We start from the raw sequence: 3,119 nt of genomic DNA, 5'->3' as shown, positions 1-3,119 counted from the left end.
GTAAGCGTAGATTTTTCCTATTTACCTCGCACTGCAATATCGCAAATACCCGTTGACAAGTTAGGGTTTTGCCGTAACCTCAATAGCCTGATCACTGTAGATCAACCACATTCGCGCTTCTGAACCAACGACGGTTCCGCAGCGCACCATCAAGGACAACGGAGTCCCGGACCGCACCTCGTCAGAGGTGTGCGGTCCGGGGCTCTTTTTTTTTTGGCTCAAAGGTTCCCAATGACCCAGTGTAAAGCCCAAGACAAAGAAAGACTTGTCGTAATCGGTGCCGGTATGGCCGGTGGCCGGATCGTCGAAGAAATCCTCAAGCGCGACGAACAGCGCTTCGAAATTTCGATCATCGGCGCGGAGAACTGCGCCACCTATGACCGGATCCAGCTCTCGCCGGTCCTGGCCGGCGAAAAGGTGTTCGACGACATCGTCACCCACTCCCAGGAATGGTATGACGCCAACGCCATCAAAACTCACTTCGGTTATTGGGTCCAGTCGATCGACACGGTCGCCAAGTCCATCACCCTGCACGACGGCCTGGTCATCGGCTACGACAAGCTGATCCTGGCCATGGGTTCCGACCCGATACGCCTGCCCCTGCCCGGCGCCGACCTGGCCGGCGTCGTCGCCTTCCGCGACCTGCACGATGTCGACCTGATGCAAAAGGCCGCAGAAAATGGCGGCGAGGCTGTCGTCATCGGCGGTGGCCTGCTGGGCCTGGAAGCCGCCTACGGCCTGGCCAAGCGCGGCATGAAGGCGACCGTCATCCACCTCGTCGACGTCCTGATGGAGCGCCAGCTCGACGAAGCCGCCGGCCGCCTGCTGGAAAAGGCCCTGGCCGAACGCGGCGTCGGCTCGATCCTCAACGCCCAGTCCGAAGCCATCCTGGGCGAAACCCATGTCGAGGGCCTGAAGCTGAAGGACGGCCGCATCATTCCGGCGACTCTGCTGGTCCAGGCCGTCGGCATCCGCCCCCACGTGGAGCCCGCCAAGTCGTCCGGCCTCACGGTCGAACGCGGCATTGTGGTCGACGACCAGATGCGCACCTCCGATCCCGACATCTTCGCCGTCGGCGAATGCGTGCAGCACCGCGGCCAGTGTTACGGCTTGGTCGCCCCCATCTGGGACATGTGCCGCACCCTGGCCGACGTCCTGACGGGAAAGAACCCCAATGCCGAATACCACGGCTCTAACCTCGCTACGCGCCTGAAGGTGTCCGGCGTCGACCTCTACTCCGCCGGTCAGTTTGCTGGTGGCGAAGGCTGCGAGGACATCGTCTTCCGCGATCCCGGCCGCGGCGTCTACAAGCGCATCGTCATCAAAGACGACAAACTGGTTGGCACCGTTCTGTTCGGTGAAGCCGGTGACGGCGGCTGGTATTTCGATCTGATGAAGAAGGGCGAGAGCGTTGCGGATATCCGCGACACCCTGATCTTCGGCCAGGCGGTAACCCATGCCCTGGCTGGCCAGGACCCTTCTGACGCCGTTGCGGCGTGGCCCGACGACACGGAAGTGTGCGGCTGCAACGGCGTCTCCAAGGGTCAGGTTGTTGCGGCGATCACCGCCGGCAACGACACGCTCGACAAGGTCCGTTCCTGCTCCAAGGCCTCGGCAAGTTGCGGATCGTGCACCGGCATTGTCGAGAGCCTGCTGAAGTGTACTTTGGGCGATAAGTTCAAGGCCCAGACCGGCCCCAAGCCAATGTGCAAATGCACCGAACACGGCCACAGCCATGTCCGCCAGGCGATCGTCGAGCAGAAGCTGAGCAACATTCCCGACGTCATGCAGGCGCTAAAGTGGACGACCCCAGACGGCTGTTCGTCCTGCCGCCCGGCGCTCAACTACTACCTGCTGTGCGCCTGGCCCAAGCAATACAAGGACGATCCGCGCTCACGCTTCGTCAATGAACGCAACCACGCCAACATCCAGAAGGATGGCACCTATTCGGTCGTTCCGCGCATGTGGGGTGGCATCACCTCCGCCAAGGAACTGCGCGCCATCGCCGATGTCGTCGACAAGTACGACGTCCCGATGGTCAAGGTTACCGGCGGCCAGCGCCTCGATCTGTTCGGCATCAAGAAGCAGGACCTGCCTGCGGTCTGGGCCGACCTCAATGCCGCCGGCATGGTCTCGGGCCATGCCTATGCCAAGGCCCTGCGCACGGTGAAGACCTGCGTCGGTTCGGAATGGTGCCGCTTCGGCACCCAGGATTCGACCGGTCTCGGCGTCAAGCTGGAGCAGGCGACCTGGGGCAGCTACATGCCACACAAATTCAAGATGGCGGTGTCCGGCTGCCCTCGCAACTGCGCCGAGGCGACCATCAAGGACTTCGGCGTCGTCTGCGTCGATAGCGGATATGAACTGCACGTCGCCGGCAATGCCGGCATCCACGTCCGTGTTACCGACCTGCTGACCAAGGTGGCAACCGAGGAAGAAGCCCTGGAATGGTCGATGGCCTATGTCCAGCTCTACCGCGAAGACGCCTGGTACCTGGAACGGACCGCCCCGTGGGTGGAACGGGTCGGCCTGCAGTTCGTCAAGGACGGCCTGGCTACGCCTGAACAGCGCGCCGCCCTGGTCGCCCGCTTCCTGGAATCGCAGGAAGTCTACCAGGTCGATCCGTGGGCCGAACACGCCCCGAAATCCGAACCCGCCAAGGTGTTCTCGCCGCTCGCCGATCTGCGCGACGGCGTCACCCAGGACCATCTGACGACGACGCAGGAGCCGGCAGAATGAATGCCAATGTGATGATTAACTGGACCGATGTCGGCGCTGCGATCGAGGTCGACCGCCAAAGCGCTCGCCGTGTCGAAACCGCCATGGGGCCGATCGCCGTGTTCCGCACCCTTGCCGACGAATACTATGCCGTTTTCGACCGCTGCCCGCACAAGGGCGGGCCGCTGTCGGAAGGCATCGTCCACGGCCGCGCCATTGCCTGTCCGCTGCACAACTGGTCGATCTCGCTGGAGAGCGGCGAGGCTCTGGGCGCCGACGCCGGCAAGGGCTGCACCCCGACCGTCCCGCTGAAGGTCGAGGATGGCCGCATCCTGCTGGGGTTACCATAGTTCTTCGCCTCCCCTGTTTACGGGGGAGGTGGATCATGGCGAAGCCATGAG

The 3,119-nt window shown here is 62.9% G+C and carries 2 protein-coding genes; both read left to right on the top strand.

The features are described 5' to 3' along the window. Window positions 1-231: 231 nt before the first annotated feature. A complete protein-coding gene (nirB, locus tag ABI_RS07820; RefSeq protein ID WP_050808222.1) occupies window positions 232-2,739 on the top strand; it encodes a nitrite reductase large subunit NirB in 2,508 nt (835 codons plus the stop codon). Beyond that, complete coding sequence (gene nirD, locus ABI_RS07815; RefSeq protein ID WP_006272362.1) at window positions 2,736-3,068, top strand: nitrite reductase small subunit NirD; 333 nt, start codon at window positions 2,736-2,738, stop codon at window positions 3,066-3,068. The genes nirB and nirD overlap by 4 nt, the downstream gene beginning before the upstream one ends. The last annotated feature ends 51 nt before the right edge of the window (window positions 3,069-3,119 follow it).

Source organism: Asticcacaulis biprosthecium C19, assembly GCF_000204015.1.
Classification (GTDB): domain Bacteria; phylum Pseudomonadota; class Alphaproteobacteria; order Caulobacterales; family Caulobacteraceae; genus Asticcacaulis; species Asticcacaulis biprosthecius.
The sequence above is the reverse complement of the archived record's forward strand: the minus strand, read 5'-3'. Positions and strand labels throughout refer to the sequence as shown.

What these genes read in the sequence shown, in the direction of transcription:
- nirD (WP_006272362.1), top strand. Translation starts at nt 2,736, where the DNA reads ATGAATGCCAATGTGATGATTAACTGGACCGATGTCGGCGCTGCGATC.
- nirB (WP_050808222.1), top strand. Translation starts at nt 232, where the DNA reads ATGACCCAGTGTAAAGCCCAAGACAAAGAAAGACTTGTCGTAATCGGT.